The following is a 25,020-nucleotide window of genomic DNA, read 5'->3' as shown; positions in this document are numbered from 1 at the left end:
TTAGCCGAGAACCGCCTGAAGCCTCAGGATCTCTTCCATCTGCGCCTTGGTCGCCTCGTAACCGAGGCGGATGGCCTCGTCGGCGCGGTGGAACTCGGACAGGCCGATCAGGCCAAGCTTGGGCTGGATCGACAGATCAGGCGGATCGCCGGCGAGGCGTGCGCGGGAAATGCGATCCTGGATGATGTTGAAAGCTTCGACCATGACACCCGTAATGCCGAGCCGTGCCTCGCGCTCGCTTTGAGTGGAGTTCTCTCCCGGTGCTGCCGGACGCTCGACCACCAGTTCGCCAGCGCTGTGCTTGATCACTGCCGCGCGGCCGAACAGGTCGTAATGCAGGTTGACCGCAACGACCAAGGGTTGCTCGTTGGCACGGCAGACCGAAACCGGCACCGGATTGACGAGCGCGCCGTCGACGAGCACGCGGCCGTTGCAGGTGACAGGCTCGAACACACCGGGCAGGGCGTAGGACGCCCGCATCGCCTTGATCAGTGAACCGCTCGAAAGCCAGATTTCATGGCCGGTGCGGATCTCGGTCGCGACGCAGACGAAAGGCTTGGGCAAATCCTCGAAAGTGACGCTGCCCATATGCTGCTGCATACGCGAATCGAGCTTCATGCCGCCGAACAGCCCGCTGCCGCCGAGCTTGAAGTCGAACAGGCCGAAGATACGGCGCTTGGTCAGGCTGCGGGCGAATTCCTCGAGCTGGTCAAGCTTTCCGGCGAGATAGCAGCCACCGACCAGGGCGCCGATCGAAGTGCCGGCGATCATGTTGATGCGGATGCCGGCTTCATCAAGAGCGCGCAGCACGCCGATATGAGCCCAGCCGCGCGCCGCACCGCCGCCGAGCGCTAGTGAAATTCCGTTCTGCCTTGCTGGTTCAGGAACGTTCGAACTCGTGCCGGAAGAAAAGCCGTTGGCCTCCCGGACATTCTGGCGCGCATAAAACGACGCCCATTCGAGCATCACACACTCCCTGTTCCCAAATACAGACTACTCCCGACCCGTATTAAAATCGTGAATCTCTGTGTTCTGGAACAGGTAGCCGGTTCACGTTTTCTTGCGGTAGGTCTCGTCGACATCGAACAGTGGATTGCTGCCATCCGCACTGAGTATCGCTATGCCGTTTTCGTGCACCACTGTCCGATAGAAACAGGAACGCCTGCCGGTGTGACAGGTTGCGTCGTGGCCGCTGACTTTTACCTTGAGCCACACCGCGTCCTGGTCGCAGTCAGTGCGAATCTCCTGGACGTGCTGCAGATTTCCCGAAGTTTCGCCTTTTTTCCAAAGCGCGTTGCGCGAGCGCGACCAGTAATGGGCAATGCCGGTTTCGATGGTCAGGGCCAGCGCCTCGGCGTTCATGTGCGCGACCATCAGCAGCAGGCCATCGGCCGCATCGGTCACCACGGCGGTGACAAGGCCGTTGACGTCGAAACGCGGCGAGAACAACTCGCCCTCTTCGAGGGCGCGCTTGTCGTTGGAAGCTTCGGGAAACTGCAAGGTCATCGCCGGGGTCCTAAGTCGGGGCTCCGGCGAAGCGGGATCAGATCCCGCCGCCGCCGGCTCGCACCATGGTCACGAACCGGACCTGTTCTTCGGGGGTATCCCGGAAAACGCCGGTGAAAGTGGAGGTCAGGGTTGTCGAACCCTGCTTGCGGATGCCGCGCATGGCCATACACATATGCTCGGCCTCGATCATCACGGCGACACCGCGCGGATTTAGCACGTCCTGGATGACACCGGCAATCTGCGCCGTCATCGCTTCCTGCGTCTGCAGGCGGTGGGCGAAGATGTCGACGACGCGGGCGATCTTGGAAAGTCCGACAACCTTGCCATCCGGCAGATAGCCGACATGGGCCTTGCCGATGATCGGCACCATATGGTGCTCGCAATGGGAATGGAACTTGATGTCGCGAACGATGACCATATCGTCGTAGCCGGCTACTTCCTCGAACGTACGGCCAAGCTCGTCGGCCGGGCACATGTCGTAGCCATTGAACATTTCGCGGAAAGCCTTGGTCACGCGTTTGGGCGTGTCGATCAGGCCTTCGCGCTGTGGATCGTCGCCGGTCCAGCGCAGGAGGACCTTCACAGCGGCTTCGACCTCCGCTTCGGTCGGGCGGTCGGTCGCAGGCTTATCCATATAGGCTGATTGCGGCATCAGCTTCTTGGCAACGGCATCCATATCAGGCGTCTCCAGTAGTCCCTGTCAGAGCAGGGACGAGTTGAACGGACACAGCCACTTTAGGGACCACCGGAACGAGTGCCGTACCCAAAGCTGCTTATCTTGCTCTTCTCCCGATGTCTGTTCATCTGCCTTGTCGGGAGGCGAGCGCCCCCATTATATATGGGGGAAGACGACGATTGAAAGATGCGTCAGCGACAAGAGTTGTTCATCACATGCACTCAGAGTGAAAAAAGTTGATCGACGACATCTACAACACGAAAATTCTCGGTTTCGCCGGCAATATCGGCCGGCTCGGCCGGCTCGATCACCCCGATGCGACGGCCACGGCGCACTCGAAGTTGTGCGGGTCGACTGTCACGATCGACCTGGCGATGAAGGACGGCATCGTCACCGACTTCGCCCATGAGGTGAAAGCCTGCGCGCTGGGCCAGGCGTCATCGTCGATCATGGCCGAGCACGTCGTCGGTGCCAGCGCCGACGAATTGCGGGCCGTGCGTGACGCCATGCTGCGCATGCTAAAGGAAGGCGGGACGCCGCCGGAGGGCCGGTTCGGCGACCTGAAGTATCTCGAGCCGGTTCGCGACTACAAGGCGCGGCACGCCTCGACGATGCTGACTTTCGATGCCGTGGTCGATGCGATCGGTCAGATCGAGCGCAGGTAGGCGGCAGCGAGGCAATTGTCCAGGATATCAAGGCTTTCGGCGAACTCTGCCTTGATCCACTCAGCGAAACACTGCGCCGGCTCTGACAGCTTGGCCAGGTTCTTTGCCACCAGCCAGTAGCCTCCGCACACGACGTTGGTCTCGAACGGCTTGACCAGCGTTCCCGCCTGAAGCTCCTCATAGACCAGCAACAGGTCGCCAAGGGCGACGCCGTGGCCGAGCATCGCCGCCTGTTTCGACAATGCGGCATCCGCCAGTAATGGCCCTCGCTCCGGAACCGGAGCTTCGCCGGCACCCGCTGCTTCGAACCAGCGTGCCCAACCCTGACGATTTTCCTCATGCAGCAGCGTGTAGCGACGCAGATCGGCGGGGGATTGCAGGGGCGGGCCTGACGCCAGCAGCGCCGGTGACAAAACAGGTGAATCGACGACCATCCCCAACAGCTCCGACTCACTGCGTGGCCACGCGCTGTTGTGCGCGCTGAAGCGCAATGCGAGCTCGGCCTGGTCGCTGCGGAAGTCGATCAAACGCGGGTCGACATCGAGCGCGATTTCGATGTCGGGCCGCATCTCGCGAAACTTATTGAGACGCGGCAGAAGCCAGCTGGCGGCAAGCGCCGGTTCGGCGCTGACACTGACCATCGAAAGGGAGGGCCTTGTCGCCAGTTCAGAAAGCCGTCGGTCGATGTCGTCGAAGCTCTTGACCAGTTGTTGCAGCAGCTTCTGTCCCGGCTCGGTCAATTCGACGCGGCGGTGGTAGCGCACGAACAGCGGCTGGCGCAGGAAGCTCTCCAACTCGCGTATCTGGCGGCTGATGGCGGCCTGGGTGACGAACAGCTCGTCGGCTGCGCGGCTGAAACTCAGGTGCCGCCCGGCAGCCTCGAAACTTCTCAATGCCGTCAGCGGAAGCCGCCCGCGGTTCATTCGCATAATCTCAAGTTATCCAAACTGGACGTTATACTCGTTTGAAGGGGACGGCTAGAGGCGGTCTAATCCTCCCATCCAAGGAGGCAAGACCATGCCAACGCTCTTCAACGCATACGCCGAGATGTTCCGCATCGCGACCTTCCAGGCCGACCATGCCACCCAAAGAACAAAGCGCTGCGACGCCGACCGGCTTCAACTCGACGCTCCGCAACGGCGGTGCCCCCACCGCAGGACGAAGCTTGGCTGGCATGCGTGACACGGCGCCGCAGCGGCGAGGTCCTAGATGTCGAACATTGCGTCTGCATGGCGGAATGGACATCTATAGCGAATAGATTCCGATCCGGCGGAGATGATGGATCACGGACACGACCATCCACACGGCACAGCAGCGCGCAGCCGCAACTGGGCCGGACAGTGGCGCAAGACGCCGGGCCGACTGCTTGGTACATCCCTGGTCCGGCTCTACCAACTGACGCTTTCCGGCTTCATCGGCAATTCCTGCCGGCATATGCCGACCTGCTCGGAATATGCGCATGAGGCTATCGCGCGTCATGGCTTGTGGGCCGGTGGCTGGATGGGGCTGTTTCGCGTCCTGCGCTGCGGCCCATGGGGCACCCATGGCATCGACAGGGTGCCGGAGAGCCTTGGCGCAACTTATGTCTGGTACGTGCCGTGGCGCTATTGGCTGATCGGTCGCCGGCCATCGGGGCAATGAGCGGACGCGGTCCGTCTCGCCCAATGCGGCATATCAGTTAATGCCGATATTTTCCGGTTTACCGTTTGATCAGGCTAAGACAGCTCAGTCCAATTTGAGCCATATTCGAGACAATTGCCGTCCATAGTCCTTTGGCGCCAACCGACAGAGGATGTCATGACAGTGTTTGCTTCGTTTCGTCGATCTTCGATCTTCGCCATCTTTTCTTTGCTTGCCGCAACACCCTTTGCCCAGGCGCAGAGGGCCGCCAATGTTCCGGCACTTAAGCCGGTGTTCGAATGCACGCTGATCATCGATGCCCAGAGTGGCGCCACGCTGCGCCGAGACGGCACTTGCGACCGGCGTGTCAGCCCGGCATCGACCTTCAAGGTGCCGTTGGCGCTGATGGGCTACGATGCCGGCATCCTGACCGACGCGCACACGCCGCGCTGGGACTACAAGCCCGAGTTCAACGCCGTCAAGCGCGACCACAGGCCCGTCGACCCGACGATCTGGGAGAAGGATTCAGTCGTCTGGTATTCGCAGGAAATCACACGCAAGCTCGGCAACGAGCGTTTTGCCGGTTATGTCCAAGGCTTCGCCTATGGCAATGGCGACATTACGGGCAATCCGGGCAAGAAGGATGGTCTGACCCACTCCTGGCTGAGCTCGTCGCTGAAGATTTCCCCTGACGAGCAGGCCGCGTTCATCAAGCGTATTCTCGACCGCAAGCTGCCGCTTTCCACCAGGGCAAATGAGATGACCGGCGCGATCCTGCCGGCGTTCGACGCCGGCGACTGGAAGGTCCAGGGCAAGACCGGCACAGGTTGGTTGACCAACAAGGCCGGCGCCCAAAATCGCAACAGGCCGTTCGGCTGGTTCGTCGGCTGGGCCGAAAAGGACGGACGAAAGGTCATCTTTGCCCGGCTGTTCGTCAACGAGGGTAAGAGCCCGGTACTCCTCGGGCCCAAGGTACGCGCCAACTTCCTCGTCGACCTGCCGGGGCTGATTAAGCTAGCCAACTAGGCCCTACGCTGCTCTGATATGACAACAGCGGCGCTCGAAGCGCCGCTGTTTGGCTTTACGAGCCCGAAAACTCCCCCTAAAAGACCCCTCGCTGCCGGACGCTTCCGGTTTTTAACCACCCGCGCTCGTTTGCGGGACTGGATAGGAGAAGAGCTTTGTCGAATTCCGTTTCCCTGACATTTCCCGATGGTTCCGTCCGCGACTACGACGCGGCGATGACCGGTGCTGCACTCGCCGAGTCGATCTCGAAGTCGCTGGCCAAGAAGGCCGTGGCCTATGCCGTCGACGGCACCGTGCGCGACCTTTCCGACCCGCTCGGCAAGTCCGGCAAGGTCGAGATCGTGACCCGCGACGACCCGCGCGCGCTCGAGCTGATCCGCCACGACACCGCGCATGTGCTGGCGGAAGCCGTGCAGGAGCTGTGGCCCGGAACCCAGGTCACCATCGGCCCTGTCATTGACAACGGCTTTTATTACGATTTCGCCCGCAACGAGCCTTTCACGCCCGAGGATTTTCCGGCGATCGAAAAGAAGATGCGCGAGATCATCGGCCGCAACAAGCCGTTCACCAAACAGGTCTGGTCCCGCGACAAGGCCAAGCAGGTGTTCCGCGACAAGGGCGAGGCCTACAAGCTCGAACTGATCGATGCGATCCCTGAGGATCAGAACCTCAACATCTACGCCCAGGGCGATTGGTTCGATTTGTGCCGTGGCCCGCACATGGCCTCGACCGGCCAGATCGGCAGCGCCTTCAAGCTGATGAAGGTCGCCGGTGCCTATTGGCGTGGCGATTCCAACAACCCGATGCTGACGCGCATCTACGGCACGGCCTGGGCTGACCAGGCGCAGCTCGACCAGTATCTCCATATGCTGGAAGAGGCTGAGAAGCGCGACCACCGCCGCCTCGGCCGTGAGATGGACCTGTTCCACTTCCAGGAGGAAGGTCCGGGCGTCGTTTTCTGGCATGCCAAGGGCTGGAAGATGTTCCAGAACCTCGTCAGCTACATGCGCCGCCGGCTCGACCAGCAGGGCTATCAGGAGGTCAATGCGCCGCAGGTGCTCGACAAGAGCCTGTGGGAGACCTCGGGCCACTGGGGCTGGTATCGCGACGCGATGTTCAAGGTGACGGTTGCCGGTGACGACACCGACGACGACCGCGTTTTTGCGCTGAAGCCGATGAACTGCCCGGGCCACGTGCAGATATTCAAGCATGGGCTGAAGTCGTATCGCGACCTGCCGGTCAAGCTTGCCGAATTCGGCAATGTCCATCGCTATGAGCCGTCGGGCGCGCTGCACGGGCTGATGCGTGTGCGCGGCTTCACCCAGGACGACGCGCATATCTTCTGCACCGAGGAACAACTCGCCGCTGAGTGCCTGCGCATCAACGACCTGATCCTGTCGACCTATGCCGATTTCGGTTTCAACGAGATTTCGGTGAAGCTGTCGACAAGGCCCGACAAACGCGTCGGCTCCGACGAGGCATGGGATCACGCAGAAGAGATCATGGGCAACGTGCTCAAGACCATCGAAGCGCAGTCCGGCAACCGCATCAAGACGTCGATCAATCCGGGCGAGGGTGCCTTCTACGGCCCCAAGTTTGAATACGTCCTGCGTGATGCGATCGGCCGCGAATGGCAGTGCGGAACGACCCAGGTCGATTTCAACCTGCCCGAACGCTTCGGCGCCTTCTACATCGGCTCGGATTCCGAGAAGAAGCAGCCGGTCATGGTCCACCGCGCCATCTGTGGTTCGATGGAACGTTTCCTCGGCATCCTGATCGAGAACTATTCGGGCCACTTCCCGCTGTGGTTCGCGCCGCAGCAGGTGGTGGTGACGACGATCACCTCTGACGCCGACGACTATGCGCGTTCGGTCGCGGCCAAGCTCAAGGCTGCCGGCCTGTCGGCGGAGGTCGATCTGCGCAATGAGAAGATCAACTACAAGGTCCGCGAGCATTCGCTGGCCAAGGTCCCGGTCATTCTCGTCTGCGGAAAGCGCGAGGCTGAGGAGGCGACAGTCAATGTCCGCCGTCTCGGTTCGCGCGACCAGGTGTCGATGGGCCTCGACGAAGCCGTCGCAGCCCTCGTTGACGAGGCGATGACGCCGGACAGGCGCCGCGCGCTTACCGCCTGAGATAAACGGGCCTACAGCCTGAGACTAGCAAGAAGGGCGGCTCGATGCCGCCCTTTTCGGTTCAGAGGTCCGGAAGTCAGACGACTTGCTGAAGCCTAGTCGGCGCCTTCGTTGGGGTCGATCGCGGCATCTTCGGAGGCGACGACTTCGACGTCCTGGTTGCGGCCGGCAACGACGGTGAAGTCGCGCTGGTAGATGCGGTCGCGGTTCTTGGCGATGATGGTGTAGTCGCCTTCCGAGAGCACCATCGAGGCAAACGCGCCCACCGCTTCGCGCAGCGGGTCGCCGGATTCTGTCAGTACCGACCAGGATGTGTCGGCAATGGCCTCGCCGCCGGCTTCGCGCACCAGCTTGAAGGTCACGTCGGCGGCGCGGTGCTCGACCGTCGCTTCGGTCAGCTTGCCGGCTTCGACACGGATGTCGGAGCGGATGACGGCGTTGACGCTGCCATAGGTCGAGACGACGTGATAGGTGCCGGAATTGAGCCGTACCACCGAATTCGGCGCGACGTTGGGGATGATCAGCGCACGTTCGCCATCGCTGCCAGCGTCGGCCTCGAAGATCGAGAATTTGAGCTTGGCCGGCGGGATTCGAACGCCGCCGGAAAGGACAGCGTCGAGTTTGAGGCCGCCGGCATCGAGCACGAGGCTCTCGCGCTTGCCCTGCTTGCCGACGGTGATGCGCTTGGTGGCGCCGGCACGGCCGTAGGAGGCATGGACGAGGTAGCTGCCGGGCGGCAGTTGGAACATGCTGGTGCCGCCTTGGGCCGAGGCCACCAGAGGCAGCTTGCCGTCAGGTCCAGCCTCGGGGCTGAACACGCGCCAGACCAGGCCACGGCCGATGTCGCTGCCCTTGTCGGTCAGTTGCGCGGTCAGCGTGATTTCGCCAAGCGCACCCGTCGCCAGCGGCTCGTCGCCGCGCGGCGAGGCAAAACTCGATATGCCGGGAAGGCTCAGGCCATCGATGGCCGCGGCTCCGTCCTGCGCGAAAACGGCCGCAGGCTGCACTGTAAACAGCGCGGCAACCAGAATCGGCGCGAAAAAGCGGAAGCGTCCCCTAGACATCCCTTGTTTGAAGCCCAAGGCGGTGGCAATTTCAAGGCTATTCCGGCGCGATGGATTCTCAACCGCACTGCGCCGATGCCAGAGCAGCCACCATTTACGGACAGGCGCTTCAGCCCAACATTCAAGGAGTGCCCGCGCCGTGACATCGCCGATCATCGACTTCCTGCTCAACCGCAATTCCGCGCCGATCCCCGAACTGCGTGCACCGGCACCGTCCGACGCCGAGATCGCGATCATTCTGGCCGCCGCAAGCCGCGTGCCGGACCACGGCCGGCTGGAGCCCTGGCGCTTCATCCTCTATCGCGGCGATGCACGCATCGAGATCGGCCAGAAGCTGGCTGACTTGGCCGAGCGTCGGGAAGGGCCGCTGCCGGAAGGCCGGCGCAACCAGGAACTCGCCCGCTTTTCGCGCGCGCCGCTGGTCATCGGAGTCGTGTCGAGCCCCAAGGAGCATCCCAAGATCCCCGGGTGGGAAATGTTCCTGTCGGGTGGCATGGCCGCGATGAACCTGATCACTGCCGCCAACGCTCTGGGCTATGGCACCAACATGATCACCAACTGGTACTCGGATTGCGACGAGGGGCGGGCGCTGCTCGGGCTCGCGCCGCATGAGCGCGTCATTGGCTTCATCCACATCGGCTCTTATGACGGCGCCGGACAGGAGCGCCCGCGTCCTGACGTGGCGAAACTCACTTCCGACTATTCCGGGCCGTGGGAGGGCTAGCCCAGGTGTTCTACGAGCCGTCGAATGGCCACGGCCTGCCGCATGATCCATTCAAGGCGCTGGTGTCGCCGCGGCCGATAGGCTGGATTTCGACAATCGCGAAGGATGGGGCGGTCAACCTCGCCCCTTATTCGTTCTTCAATGCGCTGTCCGGCAAGCCGCCGCTGGTCTGGTTCTCCTCCGAGGGACAAAAGGACAGTGCAACCTTTGCCGGCGAAACCAGGGAGTTCGTCGCCAATCTCGTCGGGCGCGACCTTGCGGAGAAGATGAACAAGAGCTCGGTCAACGCGCCGCGCGGTGTCAACGAGTTCGACTATGCCGGGCTGACACCGGCGCCATCGCAGCTTGTCGCCCCGCCGCGCGTTGCTGAAGCGCCCGCGGCACTGGAATGCAAAGTCACCGAGATCTTCCGGCCCAAGGGCCTGAATGGCCAGGAGACCGGCGCCATCGTCGTCATAGGCGAGGTCGTCGGCATCCATATCGACGAAGCCTATCTGACCGACGGACTGTTCGATGTCGTCAGGGCCGGCAACGTCTCGCGCCTCGGCTACATGGATTATTCGACGATCGACGCTATCTTCTCGATGCGGCGGCCGCGGTGGGAAGACTGAGCCTCAGCCAATGACACCGGCGGCGCGCGCCCGGGCCAGCAGGCGCTGGGCGAGCCTCAGATGCGGCCTGTCGTACATCTTGCCGTTGATGCCGACCACGCCCGGATTGCCTGCCTCCTCGAAAGCGCTGACGACGGAAGCTGCACGGGTCACCGCCTCGGCGGTCGGCGTGAACGCCTCGTTGATGACCGCGACCTGGTCGGGGTGGATCGCCATCTTGGCGGTGAAGCCGTCACGTTCGGCGTCGAGGCACTCGGCGCGCAGGCCTTCGCCATCCCTGAAATTGACGAAGACGGTATCAATGGCGGCAACGTCGGCCGCTGCCGCACCCAGCACGGTCATGGCCCGCGCCAGTCGGAACACGTCGGTGTAGCGGCCGTCGCTGTCACGCGCTGCGCGCGCGCCGATGGCCGCCGAAAGGTCCTCCGCGCCCCAGGTCAGTCCGGCGACCCGGGCGCTCGCTCCGACGTAGCTTGCGGTCGCCAGCACGCCGCTTGCTGTTTCCGTGATGATCGGGATGATTCTGATGGCACCGTCCGGCAGGCCGTTTTCCGCCTCGTGCACACGAAGTTTGGTGGAGAGATGCTGGACGTCGGCGCCTGAATTCGATTTCGGCAGCATGATGCCGTCGGGTGCGATCGGCACGATCGCCCTGAGGTCGTCATCGGTGAGCCCGGTCGTGAGGTCGTTGACGCGAACGTAGATCGACGCTTGGGTCTCGTTGCGCTTGCTGGCGATGAAGTTGGCGGCGACGCCGCGCGCATGCGCCTTGTTGTCAGGTGAGACCGAATCCTCGAGATCGACGATGACGACGTCGGCGCCGGACGAAAAACCGCGTTCGAGCTTTTTTTCGGAATCGCCAGGAACGAACAGCAGCGAGCGCATCAGGCCGCCTTCTTCTTCATCATCGCCTGGCGCTGGCATTTGGCAACGAGCGCGCCGTCCTGATTATAGGCGCGATGCAGGAATTCGACGATCCCGCGATCGGTTTTCGATTTCGATTCGCGCACCGAAAGCACCTCCGTCTCGACGCGGATCGTGTCGCCGTGAAAGACCGGGTGCGGGAAGGTGGTCTCGGTCATGCCGAGATTGCCGATGGTGGTGCCGAGCGTGGTGTCGTGCACGGAAATGCCGATCATCAGGCCGAGCGTGAACAGCGAGTTGACCAGCGGCTTGCCCCATTCGCTCCGGGCGGCGAAATCGAAGTCGATATGCAGCGGCTGCGGGTTGAGCGTCATCGTCGAGAAGAACATGTTGTCGCTCTCGGTAACGGTCTTGGTAAGCTGATGCCGGATCACCTGGCCGACGACGAATTCTTCGAGATACAGTCCAGCCATCGGCAACTCCTCCTGTTGTGCGGATTTGATAGGCGCTGCCTCGCTGCCCGGCAAGCGGGTTAACGAACATGGTGAACCGTTCGTAAACCTTTTCTTCCTAGGGTCGTCACTGGGTTTGGGCGCTTGTGGCCAGGGGCGAAGAAGAGCGGATGGTCGTTTCGCATTTTCTGAAATGGATAGACACAGCCAAGGTGGGTGAACGGGCAGCCGCGGCTAGGGCCCTGGCGAGCGCCTATGTCAATCGCGAGATGCCGTTCGAAGATCGTTGTGCCGCCGAAGCGGCACTTACGCTGCTGCTCGATGATCCATCGTCGAAGGTGCGCCAGGCGTTGGCCGAGGCGCTTTCGATGAGCATCCACGCACCGCTCCAGATCATCGCAGCCTTGGCCGCCGACCAGCCGGACGTCGCGGGCGTGGTTCTTGCGCGTTCGCCCTTGCTGACCGACGCCGATCTCATCGACCGCGTCGCGTCGGGCTCAAGCGCCATCCAGAAACTCGTTGCCGACCGGTCGGTCGTGTCGATGTCGCTTTCGGCCGCGATCGCCGAAGTCGGCGAGGCGGAAGCCTGCGTCGTCCTCCTGCACAACTATGGCGCCGACATCGCCTCGTTGAGCTTCCGCCGCATGGCCGAGCGCTTTGGTCACGATCCCCGCGTGCGCGAAGCTCTGGTCGCCGATCCGCGCCTGCCGTCCGATTGCCGGCACCTGCTGCTGGTCAAGCTCGGCGAAGCCTTGAAGGCCTCGCCCTTTGTCATGGCATTGATGGGGGCCGCACGCGCCGAAAAGGTGACGCGCGACGCCTGCGTCAAGTCTTCGCTGACGCTGATCGAAGGTACCCGAGCCAACGAACATTTGGCGCTGGTAGAGCACCTCAGGCTGCGCGGTGACCTGACCGCGAGCTTCATCATCCGCATTCTTGCCCACGGCAAGGTCGATTTCTTCGGCGCGGCGCTGGTCGTCTTGACCGGTCGCGATGAGCCACGGGTGAGGGCGCTGCTGTCTGCCGGCCAGGATGTCGCGCTGACCGCCCTGTTCCGCTCCGCCGGCCTTGCCGATGCGACGCACGCGATCATCCTGCGGGCGCTGAAGATCTGGCGGGAGGTTGCCAATGGCCGCCGTGTTGCCGGCGCCCAGGAAGTCAGCTGGCTGATGCTCAAGGAACTGGGCGGCCAGGCAGCCGAAGGCGAGATGGCTGGGCTGGTGAAGTCGATCCACCTCGAAGCCCTGCGTGAAAACGCCCGCGGCCATGCTCTGGCGATAGCGGCAGCCTGAGGGGGGGCCGGTCTCGATCAAGAATTCGGATCAGATGTCGAGCGCGTCCGCAGTGGCGAATTCGGCGCGTTCCTGGATGAAGCGGAAGCGCAGCTCCGGCTTGGTGCCCATCAGCGCGTCGACGGCACTCTTGGTGTCATCTTCGCTCTCATTGACCTCGACACGCAGCAGCGTGCGCTTCTTCGGGTCCATCGTGGTTTCCTTGAGCTGCGCGGCCATCATCTCGCCAAGGCCCTTGAAGCGGCCGATCTCGATCTTGCCGCGCCCGGTGAATTCGCTCTTCAGCAACTCGTCCTTGTGGGCGTCGTCGCGGGCGTAAGCCACCTTGCCGCCTTGCCGGATCGAATAAAGCGGCGGCACCGCCATATAGAGGTGGCCGCCTCTAACGAGCGCCGGCATCTCCTGGTAGAAGAAGGTGATCAGCAGAGAGGCGATGTGGGCACCGTCGACGTCGGCGTCGGTCATGATGATGACGCGGTCGTAGCGAAGGTCTTCCTCACGGTATTTCGAGCGCGTACCGCAGCCGAGCGCCTGGATCAGGTCGCCGATCAGCTGGTTGGACGCCAGCTTGTCGTTGCCGGCGCTGGCAACGTTGAGAATCTTGCCGCGCAGCGGCAGGATCGCCTGCATCGAGCGGTCGCGTGCCTGCTTGGCCGAGCCACCTGCCGAGTCGCCCTCGACGATGAACAGTTCGGCACCTGCTGCCGCATTCTGCGTGCAGTCGGCCAGCTTGCCGGGAAGGCGCAGCTTGCGCACCGCGCTCTTGCGCGACACTTCCTTTTCCTGGCGGCGGCGCACACGCTCGTCGGCGCGGGCGATTACCCAGTCGAGCAGCTTGGAAGCTTCCTGTGGATTGTCGGCGAGCCAGTGATCAAACGGATCGCGGATCGCCGTTTCGACGATGCGCATCGCCTCGACGGTCGCCAGCTTGTCCTTGGTCTGGCCGACGAACTCCGGCTCGCGGATGAACACCGACAGCATGCCGGCAGCGGAGATCATCACGTCTTCGCTGGTGACGATCGAGGCGCGCTTGTTGCCGACGAGATCGGCATAGGCGCGCAGGCCGCGGGTCAGAATATTGCGGAAACCCATCTCATGGGTGCCGCCGTCACCGGTCGGGATGGTGTTGCAATAGGAATTGATGAAGCCGTCGCCGCCGAACCAGGTGACAGCCCATTCGACCGATCCGTGGCCGCTCTGCTTCTCGCTTTTGCCCGAGAAGATTTCGCGGGTGACCTGCATCTCGTTGCCGAGAGAGGCCTTGAGATAGTCGCCGAGACCGCCAGGGAAATGGAACACGGCCTTTGCAGGCGTTTCACCCTTTTCCTTGATGAGTGCCGGATCGCAGCTCCACCGGATTTCGACGCCGCCGAACAGATAGGCCTTGGAGCGCGCCATCTTGTAGATGCGGGCCGGCAGGAAATGCGCGCCCTTGCCGAAGATGTCGGGGTCGGGATGGAACCGCACTTTGGTGCCGCGCCTGTTTTGGACGTCGCCGAGGCTTTCCAGTCCGCCCTGCGGGACGCCGCGTGAAAAACGCTGACGGAACAGTTTGCGATTGCGCGCGACCTCGACTTCGAGCTGGTCGGAGAGCGCGTTGACGACGGAGACACCGACACCGTGCAGACCGCCCGAGGTCTCGTAGACCTTGGAGTCGAACTTGCCGCCGGCATGCAGCGTGGTCATGATGACCTCGAGCGCCGACTTGTTCTTGAACTTGGGGTGCGGATCGATCGGAATGCCGCGGCCGTTGTCGGTGACAGTGAGAAAACCCTCGGCGTCGAGCTCGACCTCGATAAAAGTCGCATGGCCGGCCACCGCCTCATCCATCGAGTTGTCGATGACTTCGGCGAAGAGATGGTGCAGCGCCTTTTCGTCGGTGCCGCCGATATACATACCTGGACGACGGCGGACGGGCTCCAGGCCTTCGAGAACCTCGATGTCGGACGCATTATAACTGTCGCTGGCGTCCTTTGTCGGAGCAGGCCGCTTCGCTGCCGCGGCCGCCGCGACCAGCGGGTCGACAGGGCGTGAAACGGGGCGCGCAGGCTGACTGCCGAGATTGCCGAAAAGGTCGCTGTTGTCGTCCATGCTCAATACGGTTTTTCCGCGCTGCGAATCACTTTGTCGAGTTTGCCAGTTTTGCCGGTCCGGCAACAGTTCCTGATCTGTTCGTACACTGCCAGTTCGATATGCCCGAATTGGCAGGGTTGGCGCAACCATTCGTAAACGCTATCCGAAGTCGCAGCGCTCAGGCGGCGATGGCGGCGGCTATGTAAGGTTGCGGCTAACCCGGAATGTCCAATATCTGCTGCCCGAACATTCGGACATCAGGAAGGCCGCGCCCCCGTGCTTGACTTCGGTTCCTTGTTGCTCGCCACGGCCCTGTCGGGTGCGTGTCTGAGCGGAACGCTCGTCGCGATCTGGCTGACGGCGCGTCAGTCCCGTTTCGTGCTCACGATGGCGGTGGGGATACTACTTCTCGTCAGCCATGTCATCGCCTTTTGGCTCTACGGCCAATATGCCTCGCCATGGCTTGGGCAGGGCATGCTGGCGCTGCTCGTCGCCGGCTTCTTCGTCGTCTTTACCTCCGCCGACCAGTATATCGAGCGTGGCTGGTCGAAACCGGCAGCCCTGCCAATTATCGCGATCATCGCCCTGACAGTCGTGGTCACCGCCGCCGGGTTCGACGGCGTCGGCTTCGTCATCGCCTATTCGGCAGTAACAGCCATCCTCGTCATGACCGCGACCGCGTTCTGGACAAGCACGGAGGTCGACCGCCGCGTGCTGGCCCCGGTCTCGCTGCTCACCGGCAGCAGCGCAATTTCCTTTGCCCTGTGTGCCTTCGTCATCGTGCAGCAGAAGCAGTGGGTGCTCGGCACGGTACCCAGGAACTGGGCCGAGGACGTCAACACGGTGGTCGTTGTTGCCTGCATGACGGCGCTTGGCGCGCTCACCATCTCGTTCCACCATTTGAGAACGCAAAGCAGGCTGACCGAGGAAACGCTTACCGACCCGCTGACGGGGCTGATGAACCGGCGCGCGCTCAGTTCCCTCCACGATGGCACCCGCTTCAGCCCTGGCATGGCACTGGCCATGGTCGACCTCGACCATTTCAAGCGCACCAACGACGTCTTCGGCCATGCCGTGGGCGACCGGGTGCTGCAGCGCTTTGCAGATGTCGTGCGGCGCCAGTCCCGGCACGGCGTCGAGGGCTTTCGCCTCGGCGGCGAGGAGTTCGCCATCGTCATGTCGGGAATGAGTGCGCTGGAGGTCTACGAGACACTGCGCAAGATCGGCGCGTCCTTTGGCGCCGAGGTCGTCGGCACCAAGCTTGGCCCGCTGAGGAGCACCGTCAGCGTCGGTGTCTGTTTCGGAGACGACGAGGCCAGAAGCCTGGAGCAACTGCTGCTCGGCGCCGACGCGGCTCTCTATGTGGCCAAGCGTGCAGGCCGCAACCGCGTCGCCACAGCCGAGACCGCCGACAACGGGGCCTACCGCGAGCCTGAGCTGCTGTTCGCCTGACCGAGTTGGCGACGCTTCGACCGCTTTACGATCTTGCAGATGCGAGTATATATTGTATCTTCCAGTAAGATTAGTGGTGATGGGTTTTTATTTATTGCGCACAATGGCATAGGAATTTTTATTGGTTTTCAATTGTTGCTTGTCGAGCCGGTAGAGTTGTCTTTGTGTATCTGTACGATGTAATTTGAGGGCCAGCTTGCACGTGGTACTAAAACGGCGAATCTGGCTGGCAATTATGCTGGCACCAGCAGCTGCACCAGTTCTTTACGGCGTCTGCATGCTTCTCGGCTCGGGCTATCCCTATTCCGGCCCCGGACACATGGAAAAGCATCTGCTCAGCATTCTGGTGCTGATGGTGATGAACTACCCCACAAGCATTGGCATCGGTATGCCGATCGTTGCTGTTCTTTACTTCAGACAAAAACTGACGGGGCTGAACTGCATCGCTTGGGCGCTGGTTGCGGGAGCGGCTGCCGGCGTCATTTTTCCCTGGGTCGTTGACCCAGCAGACCATGTGCCCGTGCTGTCGGTAAGTGTTGTGTTCTCCGCGATTTTCGCGGTGATAGGCGGTTTGACCGCATTGGTCTTTTGCCTGATCGCTGGCCTAGGAATAAGGCCGTCTCCGAGAGAAGCGTAGGGCACAGTCGCACAAACTAAATGCTATCGGCGGCGCCCGTGAGGTGCGCCGCCGAGGAAGGTGTTCGCCGGTCAGTTTACTCGGCGGCGCCGAGGTACTCGCTCAGCGGCGGGCAGGCGCAGACCAGGTTGCGGTCGCCCGCGACGTTGTCGATGCGCGACACCGGCGGCCAGTACTTGGCGACAGTGTCGGGATCGCCGCCGGGATAGGCCGCTTCCAGACGGGAGTAGGGATGCTTCCACTCGCCGGCCAGCGTCTCGGTCGCCGTGTGCGGCGCATTGACCAGCGGATTGTCGTCCTTCGGCCACTCGCCCTTTTCGACCTTTGCCGCTTCGTTGGCGATGGCGATCATCGCTTCGCAGAAACGGTCGATCTCGTGCTTCGGCTCGGACTCGGTCGGCTCGACCATCAGCGTCCCGGCCACCGGCCACGACATGGTCGGTGCATGGAAGCCGTAGTCGATCAGGCGCTTGGCGATGTCCTCGACCGATATGCCGGCACGCTCCTTGAGCACGCGGGTGTCGAGGATGCACTCATGCGCCACACGGCCGTTCTTGCCCTTGAACAGCACGGGATAGTGCGCCTCGAGTTTGCTGACGATGTAGTTTGCATTGAGGATCGCCGTTTCCGTCGCCTGCTTGAGGCCCGAAGCGCCCATCATCCGGATGTACATCCAGGTGATCGGCAGGATCGAGGCGCTGCCGAAGGGGGCCGCAGAGACAGCATGCGCGCTGCCGATTTCGACGTGGCCGGGCAGGAATGGCGCGAGGTGCGACTTGACGCCGATCGGGCCGATGCCGGGGCCGCCGCCGCCATGCGGAATGCAGAAGGTCTTGTGCAGGTTCATGTGGCAAACGTCGGCACCGATGTCAGCCGGCCGCGAAAGCGCGACCATAGCGTTCAGGTTGGCACCGTCGAAATAGACCTGGCCACCATGGGCATGCACGATCTCGCAGATGTCGCGTGCGCCTTCCTCGAACACGCCATGCGTCGACGGGTAGGTGAACATCAGCGCCGCGAGCTTGTCGGCGTGCTGCTCGGCCTTCACCTTGAGATCGGTGACGTCGATGTCGCCGTCTTCGAGGCAGTGCACGACTACCACGTCCATGCCGGCCATCGCCGCACTGGCCGGGTTGGTGCCATGCGCCGAGGACGGGATGAGGCAGATGTTGCGCTGCGTCTCGCCACGCGAATGGTGATAGCGGCGTATGGCGAGCAAGCCCGCATATTCACCCTGGCTGCCGGCATTCGGCTGCAGGCTGACCGCGTCGAAGCCGGTGATCTCGCACAGCCATGCCTCGAGGTCGTCGGTCATCGCGCGATAGCCGAGCGAATGGCTGGTCGGCGCGAACGGATGCAGGTTGGCGACCGACGGCCAACTGACCGGCATCATCTCGGCAGCTGCATTGAGCTTCATGGTGCAGGAGCCGAGCGGGATCATCGCGCGGTCGAGCGCCAGGTCCTTGTCAGCCAGCCTGCGCAGGAAACGCATCATGTCGGTTTCCGAGCGGTTCTGGTGGAACACCGGCTGCGTCAGGAAATCCTTGCCGCGCGGATTGCCCGGAAGTGAGCGCTTGGCTTCGGGTACGACCTTTGCGCCAAACAGGGCAGCGATTGCTTCGAGATCTGCAGCGGTCGAGGTCTCGTCGAAGGCGACCGAGACATGGTCGGCGTCGATGACACGCAGCAGGCGTCCGGTTTTCTCGGCCTCGGCGGCAAAGGTCTCTGCCTTGCCCTTGGCTGCGATGGTGACGGTGTCGAAGCGCTTGTCGCCAAGCACTGACAGGCCGGCGGCCTTCAGGCTCTCGGCAAGACGGCTGGCCAGCGCGTGGACCCGCTCGGCGATCGCCTGCAGGCCGACCGAGCCGTGCCAGATGGCATAGGATGCCGCCATGTTAGCGAGCAGGGCCTGTGCGGTGCAGATGTTCGACGTCGCCTTGTCACGGCGGATATGCTGCTCGCGGGTCTGCAGTGCGAGGCGGTAGCCGGGGCGACCCTTGCTGTCGACCGACTGGCCGACGAGGCGGCCCGGCATCAAGCGGGTCAGCTTGTCGGAGACGGCGCAGTAAGCTGCGTGCGGACCGCCAAAGCCCATCGGCACGCCAAAGCGCTGCATCGACCCTGCGGCGATGTCGGCGCCAAGGCTCGCAGGCGTATCGGTGACGGTCAGGCTGAGCGGATCCGAGACGAAGATGACGATGGCGCCGACGGCCTTGGCCTTCTCGATCGCCGCGGTGTGGTCGCCATAGACGCCGTTGGTGTCGGGCCAGGAAACGATCAGCGCTGCCGTGTTGTCGTCGATGGTCTCGCCGTCGATCTCGGTGCCAAGCGGCTCGGCGCGGGTACGAACGACGTCGAGGACCTGCGGATGTGCGGCACCGGCAATGGCGACGCGGCTGCGCTTGTCGCGGTGATGGCGCAGCGCGATGCCGACAGCTTCGGCAACGGCGGTTGCTTCGTCGAGCAGCGAGGCGGAGGCGACCGGCAGGCCGGTCAGTTCGGCGACCAGCGTCTGGAAGTGGAACAGGAGCTCCAGGCGGCCCTGGCTGATTTCGGCCTGGTAAGGCGTGTAAGCGGTGTACCAGGCCGGGTTCTCGAACAGGTTGCGCTGGATGACCGGAGGCACGTTGACGCCGTGATAGCCGGCACCAATGAAGCTCTTCAGCACCTTGTTGCGGCCCATCTTCTCGCCGAGCTCGGCAAGCGCTTCATGTTCGCTCGCCGGCGCCGGCAGGTTGAGCGGGCGGTCGAGCCGGATCGACTTCGGCACGGCCTGCGAAATCAGCGTTTCCACGGAGGGTACGCCGATGGCCGTGAGCATGGCGCGGGTTTGTTTTGGGCCAGGCCCGATGTGGCGGGCCGAAAAGGGATAGGGTGCGGTGGTCATCTCAGGCGATCCTGTCAACCGATATGGGCTTTGTAGCCCGCTTCATCCATAAGGCCGTCGAGCTGGCCCGCATTGGCGATCTTCATCTTCCAAAGCCAGCCGTCGCCGGTGGCAGCCGAATTGACGAGCGCCGGGTCGGATGAGAGCGTTGCATTGGCTTCGGTGATGTCGCCGTCGATCGGCGCATAGACGTCCGAGGCGGCCTTGACCGACTCGACGACCACGGCGACGTCGCCCTTGGCGAGCTTGCGGCCGGCTTCCGGCAGGTCGACGAAGACCAGGTCGCCAAGCTGTTCCTGGGCGTAGTCGGTAATGCCGACGGTAGCGATGTCGCCTTCAACGCGGATCCACTCGTGGTCTTCGGTGAAATAGGTCTTGGTCATGGAAATTATCCTTTGCGGTAGCGATGCTGCGTGAAGGGAAGAGAATGGACGTCGACGGGGACCTTGGTACCGCGGACGTCGGCGAAGACACGGGTGCCGGCCTTGGCCAGCGACGCGGAGACATAGCCCATGGCGACCGGGAAGCCGGCCGACGGGCCAAAGCCGCCCGAGGTGACGCGGCCGATCAGCTTGCCGTCGGCATCGAACAACTCAGCGCCGGCGCGCACCGGCTGGCGGCCTTCAGGCTTCAGGCCGACGCGCTTTTCAACAGCACCGTCGGCGAGGATCGCGGCAAGTGCCGCGCGGCCGATAAAGCCGCCGTCTGCGCGCAGGTCCTTGGGGATCGCCCACATCAGGCCGGCACTTGCAGGGTCGTTGTCGGGGGTGATGTCGTTGCCATGCAGGCAGAGCCCGGCTTCGAGGCGCAGGCTGTCGCGGGCGGCAAGGCCGATCCACATGGCGCGCTCGTCTGCCAGAATCTTGCCCAGCAGTTCGCGTGCGTCGGCCTCCGGCAGGCCGATCTCGAAACCGTCCTCTCCGGTGTAGCCCGAGCGGCTCATGAACCAGTTTGCGCGAGGTTCGAAGCCCTGCATGAAGAGCAGTTCATCGGTGGCGATACCGGCCTTGCCAAGCACTGCGGCTGCTTCCGGACCCTGGATCGCGATGAAAACGCGGTCGAGCGGCTCGATGGTCGCGTCGAAATCCGTGGCGAGCGCGCGCAGATGCGCCTCGTCGGTTACGGCGTTGCCGGCGTTGGCCACCACCATGAAGCGCTCATCGCCGAGGCGGGTGATGATCAGGTCGTCGATGATGCCGGCGGTCTCGGTCAGGAAGAAGGTGTACTTCGACTGCCTGATATCGAGCGCGCGCGCATCGAGCGGGCAGGCACGGTTGATGAGGTCGGCGGCCCCCGATCCCGTGACCAGGAACAGCTTCATATGGGAGATGTCGAACAGGCCGACATGCTCGCGGGTGTGAAGGTGCTCCTTCATCACGCCGGCGGGATAGGTCAGCGGCATGTTCCACCCGGCGAATGCGCCAAAGCGCGCGCCAGCAGCGGTATGCAGATCTGCAAGGGGTAGTCGATTTGTATGGTCGCCCGTCATGTCTTCTCCAGAGTCGCACGTGTCCAGCCGCTGTGGCGGCCATTCCGTGCCCCTCTGTCTGAAGCCTGAGAGACTCGCGCTCCGGAACTCTGTCGGCAGCGCTTACACCTTCGGCGCGGGACCAGGTCCCGACTTTCCAGAGTGTCCTTCCTGTTTACGGTTCTTTTGCCTGAGAGATTTCGGGCGATTTCCCCTTCGGCGTCAGCTTTCGCTGCTCTCTCCCGCAAACAGGTGGAGCCCGCAAAGGCCCCAGACGAGTCGTCAATATCCCACCGACGACACTTTGTCACCTGTCCGCGCAGTGCTTATTCACCGGATGGATAGTCCCAACCAATACTTCCGGGTGGTCCGCCTCAGGTCCCGGCACTTTGCAGCTTGCGGAGGTCGCGCTCGAGCTGGCCAATCAGATTGCCGGTCTGGCGGTGCAACCGTCGCAGTCGTTCCATCTGCAGCGAGACCGACGCAGCGGACAGGTCGTCTTCGTGCGGAGCGGGACCGACGCCGTGCAGGATCCAGGAAATGCTGGTGGCGAGTAGGCCTGCCAGCTTGGCTATGCGATGTGCGCCGGGCTCGGAGCGGTCGCGCTCCCAGGCGCTGATTGTGGCGGTCTTGACCCCAAGGCGCCAGGCAAGTTCGGAAGCGCTCAAGCCGCTCGCTTCGCGGGCCCGTGACAGGCGTCCGCCAATGGTGTCGAGATCGGGCGACTGTTCATAGATATTCGTGGTGTCGGACACCAGAAGGGCCTCCTGTCGTGTGTTGGATTGGGCCGCAAGCTGTCTGGCGGCAGGGGGGCGAGCATCGGCCAGCGAGCCCAGATGTGCAATCGCAAGATCCGGAAATTCGGCCAAGCTACTGAAAAGATGTGATCATAAATGGCGCTGACGGCTTTCGGTCAGATGCCGCCATACCAGTCGTAGCCGCGGTCTTCCCAATAGCCGCCCTTGCCGAGGCCCATCGCATCGAAGCCGTCGACCAGTTCGATCTTGTGGATGTATTTCGGCATCTTGTAGCCGAGCTGTCGTTCGACACGCACCCTAAGCGGTGCGCCGTTTTCGACCGGCAGCGGCATGCCGTTCATGCCATAGGCGAGGATCGTCTGCGGGTGTCGCGCGTCGACCAGGTCGATCGAGCCGTAATATTTGACTTCGCCCGACAAGCTGCGCTCGATCGTGTCGAGGCAGTGGAACACCACATAGCGTGCATTGGCCTTGACCACGGCGGCGTCGAGCACCAGCGCCATCGGCACGCCTGTCCATTTGGCGATGCAGCTCCAGCCCTCGACGCAATCATGGCGCGTGATCTGGGTGCGGGACGGCATGTTCATCAGTTGCTGGCGCGATATCGACAACGGCTTTTCGACCAGCCCTGTCACTTCCAGCCGCCAGTCGGCGAAATCGCCCGCCTGAAGGGCCTTGTAGACACCGTCATCGGGCGCGGTGATGCCGTTGGGACGTTGCGGCTGGCGAATGTCCGATTCGGTGAATTCCTGGGCCAGCGAGTCGCGGCCGGCGAGCAGCCGCTGGACGCGGTAGGTCAGGTCGTTGGCGCCCTCGAGGACATTGCGCACGCCATTGTCGCGATCGGCGAGAAAGTCGAAGGCGTCGCAACCTGAGAGCGCGAGCGTCGATGCACCGAGCGTAGCTGTGGTGAGGAAGCGCCGGCGGTTGAGCTGGAACTTGGGCATCTCAGGCGCTCCCTTCGCGAGGGTCGCCTTGCGGCGGATCGGTGCGATACCAGCCGGTGACGATCGAGCGCAGTTCGTTTATCGGGCCAGCCGCGAGGATCATCAGCATGTGGATGACGAAGAAGCCGACAAGCAGCACCATGGTGACGAAATGGATGGTGCGCGCGGTCTGGCGTCCTCCAAGCAGGTCGGCGAGGAAGGGCGCGGCCGCATTTATGCTTGGCGACATGGCGAGGCCGGTGATGATCATCAGCGGCAGAAGCACGAACAGCACGCCGCCATAAGCCAGCTTCTGCAGCGTGTTGTAGTCACGGCTATGGTGGAACCTCAGCCTGGCGTGGTCGGCGATGTCCTTGGGCAGCCGGCGCAGATCTTCGACGCTGGGTACCAGGTCGCGTCGCAGATGGCCGTTGAACAGGCTGGCGATGAGCCAGACGAGCAGCGTTCCTGAGAGCACCCAGGCGAAGAAGAAGTGTACGACGCGGCCGGTGGCGAGATCCTGGCCGGACGGAATCGTTGCCCATGCCGGAAAGGCGCGCGCGCTTGGATTGGCGGTCGGCCCCGACAGGCCAAGCACGCCCGTCGTGTCGAACCTGTTCCCGAGGAGTGTCGTGTAACCGACTGGACCCGTTGCACTATTTTCGGCGCCAATAACAAGGACGTCGTTGCTGAAAGCGAAGCCGGACTGCTTGCCGATGTAGAGCGCGGGGTGGGCGTTAAAGATCTGCAGGCCGCTCAGCAGGAGGAAAAACAGTGCCAGCGCCCAGATCCAGTGGGTAAGGCGCGTCCAGCGTGTCTGCCGGTAGACAAGCGCGCCGTTAGTGATCGACGCAGGCCCATCATCCGCCTGCTGCACTTTGCGTGCATGGCTTTCCATCTCGCCTGATCTCCCGTGGCATCGGCCATCGCGGGACGCCATTTTACGCCCCTTCGCTGAGGATTACGCTTGGGTGCCTGGAATTGTTTCGCTGCCGCGATGATATTCGCGTGAACCGCTTCAGCTTGCGAGCGAGACTACCAGGTTGACGGCGGCGGCGACGATGATGGTGTTGAAGAAGAACGACAGGACCGAATGGACCAGCGCTGCCTGGCGCATGTGCGTCGATGAGATGTTGGTATCGGCTGTCTGCGCCGTCATGCCGATGACCACGGCGAAATAGAGGAAGTCCCAGCCGCAGGGACGTTCGGTGCCGGGAAAGATCAGGCCGCCGACAGGTTTGCGGCTGCGTGTCGACGGGGTATCGGCCTTGCTATCGCCTTTCCAGTAGAGACGGGCGTAGTGCAGGGCCGCCATGGCGTGGATGGTCAGCCAGCCGAGCGGCAGCGACAGCAGCGAAAACGCCAGCCAATAGGGGTGCGGGACCTGCTTGGCGTTCATCAGGACGAACAGCGAGCCGACAGCCACCGCGACGATGCCGATGGTCACCAGGAAGATGATCCAGATCGGCTCATCGGCCTGCTGGGCGCGCCGGCTGAGGAAGTCCGCCGTCAGCCTCGGCATTTCACGCAGGACAAGCAGTATGTAAGTGGCGAAGAACGCATTGGCGGCGATGCTGTAGCTGAGCGGATGCTGGAACAGCTTTGCCACGGCGAGCGCAACGACCCCCACACCGACGCTTGCCAGGAAGATGAAGTGGCGGCCGAAAGGCTTCATGTCGCCTGCACCGACTTCACCGCGCGCCGCGCCATCTGGTCCAGGGCACCGAGAAAGCGCGACCGATCTTGGGGTGAGAAGGTGGCGTTGTAGCCCTTGCTCTCACCTGTCTCGCGCAGGTGCTGCTTGAGATCACGCATGGCGACCGCCATGCCGATTGTCTCCGGCGTGAACGGCTTGCCTGTCGGACCGAGCACATGGGCGCCGAGGGCTACGGTGCGCGCGGCAAGCGGAATGTCTGCCGTGATGACGATGTCGTTGGTGCGCGCGTTATCGACGATCCAGTCGTCGGCGGCATCGGCACCCTTTGACACCACGACATTGCGGATCATCGGATCGCGCGACGGGCGCAGGCCGCCGTTGGACACGAAGGTCACGACAAGATCCAGCCGTTCGGCGACCTTCACCACTTCGTCCTTCACCGGGCAGGCGTCGGCATCGACGTAGATGATCGGGGCGTTTTCGGTCATTTCAGGCGCTGTTCCGGGAAAGGATATCTTTGGCTATGG

General features: G+C 62.9%; 26 protein-coding genes and 1 riboswitch. Of the genes, 10 read left to right on the top strand and 16 right to left on the bottom strand.

Going from position 1 to position 25,020, the window contains the following annotated elements; translation table 11 throughout:
* From DY201_RS16905 to folE, 3 genes are all read right to left on the bottom strand, one after another.
* Positions 1-966 carry a patatin family protein gene (locus tag DY201_RS16905; protein WP_115732192.1) on the bottom strand — a complete coding sequence of 322 codons (966 nt, stop codon included), beginning with the start codon at positions 964-966 and terminating at the stop codon, positions 1-3.
* Between the two features lie 84 nt (positions 967-1,050).
* Complete coding sequence (gene hisI / locus DY201_RS16900; protein WP_115732191.1) at positions 1,051-1,506, bottom strand: phosphoribosyl-AMP cyclohydrolase; 456 nt, start codon at positions 1,504-1,506, stop codon at positions 1,051-1,053.
* A 37-nt stretch (positions 1,507-1,543) separates the two neighbouring features.
* Complete coding sequence (gene folE, locus DY201_RS16895; RefSeq protein WP_115732190.1) at positions 1,544-2,185, bottom strand: GTP cyclohydrolase I FolE; 642 nt, start codon at positions 2,183-2,185, stop codon at positions 1,544-1,546.
* Between the two features lie 236 nt (positions 2,186-2,421).
* Here folE and DY201_RS16890 point away from each other — a divergent pair, with 236 nt between their 5' ends.
* A complete protein-coding gene (locus DY201_RS16890) occupies positions 2,422-2,850 on the top strand; it encodes an iron-sulfur cluster assembly scaffold protein (protein WP_115732189.1) in 429 nt (142 codons plus the stop codon).
* On the opposite strand, the gene DY201_RS16885 is transcribed toward DY201_RS16890, so the two are convergent.
* Positions 2,832-3,773, bottom strand: coding sequence for a LysR substrate-binding domain-containing protein (locus tag DY201_RS16885; protein WP_115732188.1), 942 nt, complete (start codon positions 3,771-3,773; stop codon positions 2,832-2,834). The two genes, DY201_RS16890 and DY201_RS16885, sit on opposite strands and share 19 nt — an antisense overlap.
* A 94-nt stretch (positions 3,774-3,867) precedes the next feature.
* Here DY201_RS16885 and DY201_RS29090 point away from each other — a divergent pair, with 94 nt between their 5' ends.
* From DY201_RS29090 to thrS, 4 genes are all read left to right on the top strand, one after another.
* On the top strand, positions 3,868-4,032 hold the full coding sequence (locus DY201_RS29090) for a hypothetical protein (protein ID WP_165915954.1): 165 nt from the start codon (positions 3,868-3,870) through the stop codon (positions 4,030-4,032).
* 96 nt (positions 4,033-4,128) lie between these two features.
* A complete protein-coding gene (gene yidD / locus DY201_RS16880; RefSeq protein WP_165915955.1) occupies positions 4,129-4,491 on the top strand; it encodes a membrane protein insertion efficiency factor YidD in 363 nt (120 codons plus the stop codon).
* A 156-nt stretch (positions 4,492-4,647) separates the two neighbouring features.
* A complete protein-coding gene (blaOXA, locus tag DY201_RS16875; RefSeq protein ID WP_115732186.1) occupies positions 4,648-5,496 on the top strand; it encodes a class D beta-lactamase in 849 nt (282 codons plus the stop codon).
* 155 nt (positions 5,497-5,651) lie between these two features.
* Positions 5,652-7,628: a threonine--tRNA ligase gene (thrS, locus tag DY201_RS16870; protein WP_115732185.1), complete on the top strand. Its 1,977-nt coding sequence runs from the start codon at positions 5,652-5,654 to the stop codon at positions 7,626-7,628.
* A 95-nt stretch (positions 7,629-7,723) separates the two neighbouring features.
* Here thrS and DY201_RS16865 read toward each other — a convergent pair whose 3' ends face one another.
* Positions 7,724-8,692, bottom strand: a complete 969-nt coding sequence (locus DY201_RS16865) for a hypothetical protein (protein WP_115732184.1) — start codon at positions 8,690-8,692, stop codon at positions 7,724-7,726.
* 139 nt (positions 8,693-8,831) lie between these two features.
* On the opposite strand from DY201_RS16865, the gene DY201_RS16860 reads away from it, so the two are divergent.
* Both DY201_RS16860 and DY201_RS16855 read left to right on the top strand, forming a co-directional pair.
* Positions 8,832-9,416, top strand: a complete 585-nt coding sequence (locus DY201_RS16860; RefSeq protein ID WP_115732183.1) for a nitroreductase family protein — start codon at positions 8,832-8,834, stop codon at positions 9,414-9,416.
* Positions 9,417-9,421: 5 nt separating this feature from the next.
* On the top strand, positions 9,422-10,027 hold the full coding sequence (locus tag DY201_RS16855) for a flavin reductase family protein (RefSeq protein WP_115732182.1): 606 nt from the start codon (positions 9,422-9,424) through the stop codon (positions 10,025-10,027).
* Positions 10,028-10,030: 3 nt separating this feature from the next.
* On the opposite strand, the gene DY201_RS16850 is transcribed toward DY201_RS16855, so the two are convergent.
* A complete protein-coding gene (locus DY201_RS16850; RefSeq protein WP_115732181.1) occupies positions 10,031-10,912 on the bottom strand; it encodes an HpcH/HpaI aldolase/citrate lyase family protein in 882 nt (293 codons plus the stop codon).
* Complete coding sequence (locus DY201_RS16845; RefSeq protein ID WP_115732180.1) at positions 10,912-11,364, bottom strand: MaoC family dehydratase; 453 nt, start codon at positions 11,362-11,364, stop codon at positions 10,912-10,914. Before DY201_RS16845 ends, DY201_RS16850 begins: the two co-directional genes overlap by 1 nt.
* 149 nt (positions 11,365-11,513) lie before the next feature.
* Here DY201_RS16845 and DY201_RS16840 point away from each other — a divergent pair, with 149 nt between their 5' ends.
* Positions 11,514-12,635, top strand: coding sequence for a DUF2336 domain-containing protein (locus tag DY201_RS16840; RefSeq protein ID WP_115732179.1), 1,122 nt, complete (start codon positions 11,514-11,516; stop codon positions 12,633-12,635).
* Positions 12,636-12,665: 30 nt separating this feature from the next.
* On the opposite strand, the gene parE is transcribed toward DY201_RS16840, so the two are convergent.
* A complete protein-coding gene (gene parE / locus DY201_RS16835) occupies positions 12,666-14,726 on the bottom strand; it encodes a DNA topoisomerase IV subunit B (protein WP_115732178.1) in 2,061 nt (686 codons plus the stop codon).
* A gap of 258 nt (positions 14,727-14,984) precedes the next feature.
* Between parE and DY201_RS16830 the strand changes: the two genes are divergently transcribed.
* Both DY201_RS16830 and DY201_RS16825 read left to right on the top strand, forming a co-directional pair.
* Positions 14,985-16,160 carry a GGDEF domain-containing protein gene (locus DY201_RS16830; RefSeq protein WP_115732177.1) on the top strand — a complete coding sequence of 392 codons (1,176 nt, stop codon included), beginning with the start codon at positions 14,985-14,987 and terminating at the stop codon, positions 16,158-16,160.
* A 196-nt stretch (positions 16,161-16,356) separates the two neighbouring features.
* Positions 16,357-16,797: a hypothetical protein gene (locus DY201_RS16825; RefSeq protein ID WP_131922366.1), complete on the top strand. Its 441-nt coding sequence runs from the start codon at positions 16,357-16,359 to the stop codon at positions 16,795-16,797.
* A gap of 76 nt (positions 16,798-16,873) precedes the next feature.
* Here DY201_RS16825 and gcvP read toward each other — a convergent pair whose 3' ends face one another.
* The 8 genes from gcvP to DY201_RS16785 form a co-directional block, all read right to left on the bottom strand.
* Positions 16,874-19,684 (bottom strand): aminomethyl-transferring glycine dehydrogenase, encoded by a 2,811-nt coding sequence (gene gcvP / locus DY201_RS16820; RefSeq protein WP_115732175.1) that lies wholly within the window; start codon positions 19,682-19,684, stop codon positions 16,874-16,876.
* A gap of 14 nt (positions 19,685-19,698) precedes the next feature.
* Entirely contained in the window at positions 19,699-20,067 is a 369-nt protein-coding gene (gcvH, locus tag DY201_RS16815) for a glycine cleavage system protein GcvH (RefSeq protein WP_115732174.1), read from the bottom strand.
* Positions 20,068-20,072: 5 nt separating this feature from the next.
* The gene (gcvT, locus tag DY201_RS16810; protein WP_115732173.1) at positions 20,073-21,173 is read right to left on the bottom strand and encodes a glycine cleavage system aminomethyltransferase GcvT; all 1,101 of its coding nucleotides are present in this window, start codon (positions 21,171-21,173) and stop codon (positions 20,073-20,075) included.
* 147 nt (positions 21,174-21,320) lie between these two features.
* Positions 21,321-21,407: riboswitch (glycine riboswitch) on the bottom strand.
* A gap of 119 nt (positions 21,408-21,526) precedes the next feature.
* Entirely contained in the window at positions 21,527-21,907 is a 381-nt protein-coding gene (locus DY201_RS16805; RefSeq protein ID WP_115733838.1) for a helix-turn-helix domain-containing protein, read from the bottom strand.
* Between the two features lie 158 nt (positions 21,908-22,065).
* Positions 22,066-22,857, bottom strand: coding sequence for a molybdopterin-binding protein (locus DY201_RS16800; RefSeq protein ID WP_115732172.1), 792 nt, complete (start codon positions 22,855-22,857; stop codon positions 22,066-22,068).
* Position 22,858: 1 nt separating this feature from the next.
* Positions 22,859-23,734 carry a cytochrome b/b6 domain-containing protein gene (locus DY201_RS16795; RefSeq protein WP_115732171.1) on the bottom strand — a complete coding sequence of 292 codons (876 nt, stop codon included), beginning with the start codon at positions 23,732-23,734 and terminating at the stop codon, positions 22,859-22,861.
* A 120-nt stretch (positions 23,735-23,854) separates the two neighbouring features.
* Entirely contained in the window at positions 23,855-24,511 is a 657-nt protein-coding gene (locus DY201_RS16790; protein WP_115732170.1) for a DUF1345 domain-containing protein, read from the bottom strand.
* Positions 24,508-24,981, bottom strand: a complete 474-nt coding sequence (locus tag DY201_RS16785; protein ID WP_115732169.1) for a YaiI/YqxD family protein — start codon at positions 24,979-24,981, stop codon at positions 24,508-24,510. Before DY201_RS16785 ends, DY201_RS16790 begins: the two co-directional genes overlap by 4 nt.
* Positions 24,982-25,020 lie beyond the last annotated feature (39 nt).

This window comes from Aminobacter aminovorans, from assembly GCF_900445235.1.
GTDB lineage: Bacteria > Pseudomonadota > Alphaproteobacteria > Rhizobiales > Rhizobiaceae > Aminobacter > Aminobacter aminovorans.
Note: the sequence above shows the minus strand (reverse complement) of the source record. Positions and strands in the feature narration are given on the sequence as shown.